3 protein-coding genes and 2 pseudogenes are annotated in these 5,932 nt (G+C 37.3%); 3 read left to right on the forward strand and 2 right to left on the reverse strand.

The window, feature by feature from the left end; all coding sequences use genetic code 11:
* Positions 1–292: 292 nt before the first annotated feature.
* Positions 293–1,480 (reverse strand): efflux MFS transporter YdeE, encoded by a 1,188-nt coding sequence (ydeE, locus tag BHE89_RS08370; protein ID WP_069367182.1) that lies wholly within the window; start codon positions 1,478–1,480, stop codon positions 293–295.
* A 316-nt stretch (positions 1,481–1,796) separates the two neighbouring features.
* Here ydeE and accA point away from each other — a divergent pair.
* Both accA and BHE89_RS08380 read left to right on the forward strand, forming a co-directional pair.
* A pseudogene (gene accA / locus BHE89_RS08375) lies at positions 1,797–2,749 on the forward strand (acetyl-CoA carboxylase carboxyl transferase subunit alpha).
* A gap of 78 nt (positions 2,750–2,827) precedes the next feature.
* A pseudogene (locus BHE89_RS08380) lies at positions 2,828–3,716 on the forward strand (LysR family transcriptional regulator).
* A 3-nt stretch (positions 3,717–3,719) separates the two neighbouring features.
* On the opposite strand, the gene BHE89_RS08385 reads toward BHE89_RS08380, so the two are convergent.
* Positions 3,720–5,222: an MFS transporter gene (locus BHE89_RS08385; RefSeq protein ID WP_069367184.1), complete on the reverse strand. Its 1,503-nt coding sequence runs from the start codon at positions 5,220–5,222 to the stop codon at positions 3,720–3,722.
* A 152-nt stretch (positions 5,223–5,374) separates the two neighbouring features.
* Between BHE89_RS08385 and BHE89_RS08390 the strand changes: the two genes are divergently transcribed.
* The coding region (locus BHE89_RS08390; protein ID WP_141008279.1) for a TetR/AcrR family transcriptional regulator at positions 5,375–5,932 on the forward strand (558 nt) is incomplete at its 3' end.

Consider the following 5,932-nt stretch of genomic DNA (forward strand, 5'->3'; position numbering starts at 1 on the left):
CACAAAAAGATCCATCTCAACGTAAAAGGTTAGATGTTTTAGGAAAAAATGCTATTAACGTGGGTGTGGATGTTAACCATTTTTTCCCTATTAGCATTGAAACAATCATAAAAAGAACATCTAAATAGTTTTACTGCGTTATATGTTTATTTAGTCAAAGTAGTAGCATTTCTTCACCTTATAGGGGGCCGTTTTCCAAGCTGACCCCCATAATACGAAAAGCTAACTCATCACTCACTTTACAACAGCCCCCCTGATGACACCTTAATGCTAAGAGACTGCCCGAACAAAGCTAAAGTGCAATCGTTCTTTTTTTACTGGCGTTCATTCCTTGGATCATACAAAACCAAGCTAATGCACAAACGGCCATTAAAATAGCGAACAAAGAAACAGGGGGATACGACGTTAAAATAAAACCACTGGCTAATGGGTTTAATGCTGCCCCAAGCCAACCTAGTGATTGTGCAGAAAAATAACTTGCTTTCATTCCTAACGGTGCAATGTTATCAATCATCATATACTCACCCGGCGCATAAATAAGCTCACCAAAAGTAAAGATGGCAATAGCCAGAGCCCAAAATATTAAATTATCACCTGCAAATATAAAACCAAGTAAGCCTAACATAAAAAACAGCGTACCTAGCGTCATTAATTTACGTAGTCTTTCAGCTGTAACATGCTTACCTACAATATATTGTAAAGAGACCACAATCGCCGCATTTACGGGTAATACAACAGCAATAACGGACTCGGCTAATTTAGCATCGTAAACCACTAAGATATATTGTGAAATACATGATGCAAAAGAACCAAATGTTAATGTACCGAAAAAAGTTGAGAGTACAAACCAGCTTAATGCTCTGTCTTTTAGCATTATTTTCGGATCCCATTTCACACCGTTTTCTTCACTAGCACTTATTGCTTTAGAGCGTTGAACAAATAACTGGATCATAAACAGTGGAACACTGGCAGAAATAGCGGCAAGCCAAAACGGTAATTGCGTTCCATACATTAATAATAGCGTGCCAATCGGTGGGCCAACCGTCCACCCCATATTGATAAAGGTATAGTTTAGAGAGAATATTTTAGGTTTTGCTGAAATAGATAACGTTTCAGAGAAGTAGGCTTTTAATACCGTTGAAAAAACCAGATACGAACAGTTAATCACGGAGAAAAAGATAACCACTAAAATCGTGCTATGGACTAAGGGTATAGCCACAAATCCAAAAATAAACGTCATAATCGATAGCAACATATAACGTTTTTTCTCAAATTTATCAGCTAGCATCCCAAAGCCCAGGCTGAAAAAAATACCCGTTGTCAATGCGATAGACATGGCAATACCAATATCATCAACAGGCAGTTGATACTCCCGTGATAAATAAATCGCCATAAACGGTAATGTTGCACCTCTTCCTATTGTCAGAAGAAGTGATGAAAGTAACAGTGCGGTTGTTGAGCGTGTTTTTTTTGAGAACATATTATCTTTATTTTAGTTATTTGTATTTGATGGAATATTTTATGGCTTACGTCAGTTTTACGGGTGAGAAAAGAACTGACGTGCACTGTATATTAATACATGACTTAAGAAGTGCTGTATAGATTAAAACCAGAGGAAAAGCTCTTTTTGATCTTGTCTTTTTTCTAGTGGAACGTATCGCAATTTTTAATTATCCCATTTTTGATAATAGTGTTTATCAAGTTCCTCTCTATCACCATAGCGTTATTTTTCCTAAACTGCCCCTAATACTGTTTAATTTACTGCATTTAATCTGAGGTCGTTATGTCTTTTATTCATCTTGAATTTGAAAAAACCTATTGTTGAATTAGACGAAAAAGATAGATGCTCTGCTTACCTTTAAACAATCTCAGGATGAAGCCACTGGAATTAATTTAGATGAAGAAATCGCGCGTTTAAGGCAAAAAAAGCCTTTCACTGACAAAATCTATTTTTACTGACCTAGGTGCTTGGGAAATTGTTCAACTCGCACGTCACCCCATGCGCCCATATACTCTTGACTATATTAAAGCGGTCTTTACTGATTTTCAGGAATTGGCGGGTGATAGAGCTTATGCCGATGACAAAGCGATTGTTGCTGGGTTAGCGCGTTTAGACAAAATGCCTGTCATGGTGATTGGACAGCAAAAAGGGCGTGATACAAAAGAGAAAATCCATCGTAATTTTGGTATGCCATCACCAGAAGGTTATCGTAAAGCTTTACGCTTAATGAAAATGGCGGAGCGCTTTCATCTCCCAGTTATTATTTTTATTGATTCTGCTGGGGCTTACCCTGGTGTTGGTGCTGAAGAAAGAGGACAAGCAGAAGCTATTGCACGTAATATTCTTGAAATGTCACGTTTAAAAACCCCCATTATTTGTACTATTACGGGTGAAGGATTTTCTGGTGGCGCTTTAGCCATTGGGGTTGGTGATAAAGTTAATATGTTGCAATACAGTACTTATGCAGCAATTTCACCAGAAGGATGTGCTTCTATTTTATGGAAAAGTTCTGATAAAGCCCCAATTGCGGCAGAAACGATGGGGATGACCGCACCTAAATTACAATCATTAGGGATTATCGATGCCATTATCCCAGAACCATTAGGTGGAGCTCACCGTGATCATCAACAAGCTGCAGAATTTCTTAAACAACAGTTATTAATTGATTTAGCCCTATTAAAAAGCTATTCAACCGAAGAGCTTTTAGATAAACGCTACCAAAAGCTCATGTCTCACGGTTACTGCTGATTATTAACAAGTGAAAAGGAAATGAATGATATACTGCCTATATTGAGTAACAAAAATACAGTAGGCAGTAAATCATTTATGCAAATCGATCTTAATTTATTACGTATTTTTTCTGCCGTAGCAGAGCAAGGACAATTTGCGGCTGCTGCTCGGCAATTATCGATGCCTACCTCGAATATTAGTCGTGCAATTAAACAGCTTGAACAGCAACTCAATTGTAAGCTTATTGATAGAACAACTCGAAAGATGCGCCTTACAGAACAAGGTAAAATACTCTATCAGCAAGGAACGAAAACCTTAACTGAATTAGATTCAGTTGTAAGTAATATCACCAGTGATGGACCATTAACGGGCACTTTTCGTTTAACTATTCCGAGTGAATATGGTAGCGAATTACTTGGTGATATTTTAGCTGATTTTGCTGCACTTCATCCTAATTTACTTATTCAATGTGATACCCAATTAATGCCAAGAAATATCATCGATGATGATATTGATTTGCTATTAACTTTTCATCGCGGAGATTTAGCAGATAGTAGCTATCACTCACGCTTAATTAAATCGTGGCGCAGTATTGTTGTGGCATCTAATGATTTATTAGAAAAAACAGGGATACCCACACATATAGAACAATTAAGCAAAATGCCTTGTATTTCAAGCTTAAGCGCACTAGAAGGTCAACCTTGGATATTTATGGATGAAGATAAAAAAACCAATCAGAGTGACCATTAATAGTAATTATCGAGTAAACAGCGCGATATTAGCAAAATCAGCCGTACTAAAAGGATTAGGATTTGCTATTTTAGCTGAACACTGTTGCATTGATATGATTAAAGAGGGGAAATTGCGCGCTATTGAGTTTCCTCAACAACCCGCAACGATTAATTTAGTGGCAATATATGCAACTCGTAGCACACTTTCACGTAATATAGAGTCTTTTCTTGAATTTCTAACTCAGCGTTTATAAATATTAATCCGTGATTTGTTGAGTAAGTGTCTTATGTTTGGCTTTAATCGGAAAGAGTACAATAAATAAGGTCACAAAACATGAGATCCCCGCGGTTGCAATCGCATAAGCAAATCCCGAATTAAAAGCCTCTGGTAATAGAGTAACAAATCCTTTGTCTAACCCCTTTGTCGTATTTTCAGTCACCAAACTCACAATATCGATATAACTTACAGATAGTCCCAATGCCTGACTTTGGATCATCATATAATGGATTGCTTGTTGCACCATCAATGTGCCTAATAGCGCAATACCCATTGTCATTCCGGTTTGCCTTAATGCATTCATGGTTGCAGACGCCATACCAGAACGAGAAGGTGGTACACTTTTCATCACTAAAGCACCTATTGCTGGTGTTGATAGTCCCATCCCTGCGCCTAATACAAAGAGATAACTTCCGGTGATCCCATAGTGACTATTGGTTGCTAATGTCGCTAATAAACAAGAAGAAATAGCGATAAATAAGAAACCACCAATCATCAGTTTCCTGACAGAAAAATAAGAAGAGAGCCGACCAAAAGACATAGAAAATAGTGCCATTGCAATAAATTCTGGCGCCATTCTCCAACCCGTTTCTAATGCACTCCAGCCTTGTGCTTTTTGCAAAAAGAAAGCAATAAAAAATACATTACTGTATGTAGCAAAACCCAAAGTAAAAGAAGAAAGATTATATTGAAAGAATGTGCGATCTTTAAATAAAGCCAGCGGTAATAAAGGGCGTTTAACGCGTTTTTCTATCATTAGGAAAAGGGCAAGAAATATTATTCCCGCAATCAGTGTTGATAGCGTTCTATAATGTGACCAACCTACAGAGCCAGCTTCAATTAAACCATAAGTCAGTGATCCTAATCCCAGCATACTGGTTAACTGGCCAAAGGGATCTAAAGCAGCATTTTCAGGATCAGCACTCTCACTTAATCCATACCAACCTAATAAAACAGTAATAATGCCAATAGGAATATTAATAAGAAATATGCTCGCCCAGCCACTCGCATGAACTAAAACACCACCTAAAATAGGGCCAATAATGAGTGATAATGCACTAACAGAAGACCATATTCCGATAATACGAACCCGTTCAATATCAATAGGAAAAGCATGAGTGATTAAAGACAATGCTCCCGGGATAAGTGCTGCGGCGGCAATACCTTGAATAATACGCCCTAAAATTAATATCTCATGTTGCTGTGCAATCGCACAAATTATTGAGCCTAAGGTAAAAATAACCACGCCCCATAACCATACTTTTTTTCGTCCAAAACGATCACTTAAAGGGCCTGACGATAATATACAGGCTGATAGGCAAAGTGCATAAGCATCAACAATCCATTGCAAAGTTGCCATATCAGCGTGTATGTCATTTTGAATAGTCGGTAATGCCACATTCACGATACTAATATCGAGAGTTGCCATAAAAGTACCTAAGCAAATGGCACAGATAAGTGACAGTCGTTTTAAATAAGTCATAAACTTTATTGCCTTGATGATGAATAATAATAGCATCATAATCATCGACTGACGTCGGTCAATAGTTAATTGATAATGAGTTTCATTTGTCATTATTGTGAGTCGCTTTAATATAGCGTACTCTTTACACGCGACTTCGAGGGAGATTAGCAATGTCATTAGAAGAAGAAACAACCGATAAACCAAGAACAAAACCCGCAGAGGTTCGTTTAGAAGAGTTAATGAATGCAGCAGAAGCATTATTTCTTGATAAAGGTTTTGATGTCACAACTGTTAGTGATATCGTAAAAAAAGCGGGGGTAGCAAAGGGGACGTACTATCACTATTTTTCTGCTAAAACAGACGTTCTTGATGCGCTCAGAACACGTTATATGGATTGGTATTTAAATAAAATAGATAGCGCAATGAATGCCTGCTCACAGCAAGATCATCGTGAAAAATTAAAACAGTGGTGTGAAATTAGCGTTATTGCTTATGTTGAAAAACAAAAATTACACGATATGCTTTTTCATCAAGTGTTTCATCAAAGCAATAATATTCATGAGAATAGAGCACTACAACAAATTCAATCGTTGTTAATTTCGGGTACAGAAAATAAAACTTGGCACGTTACACAACCAGAATTAACCAGTACATTGATTTACCATGGAATGCATGCTGCTGTTGATAATTTAGCGCATAGCAAAGAATATACCGAAAAAACATTAGGT

Source organism: Shigella sp. FC1967 (assembly GCF_001743005.1).
Classification (GTDB): Bacteria; Pseudomonadota; Gammaproteobacteria; order Enterobacterales; family Enterobacteriaceae; genus Proteus.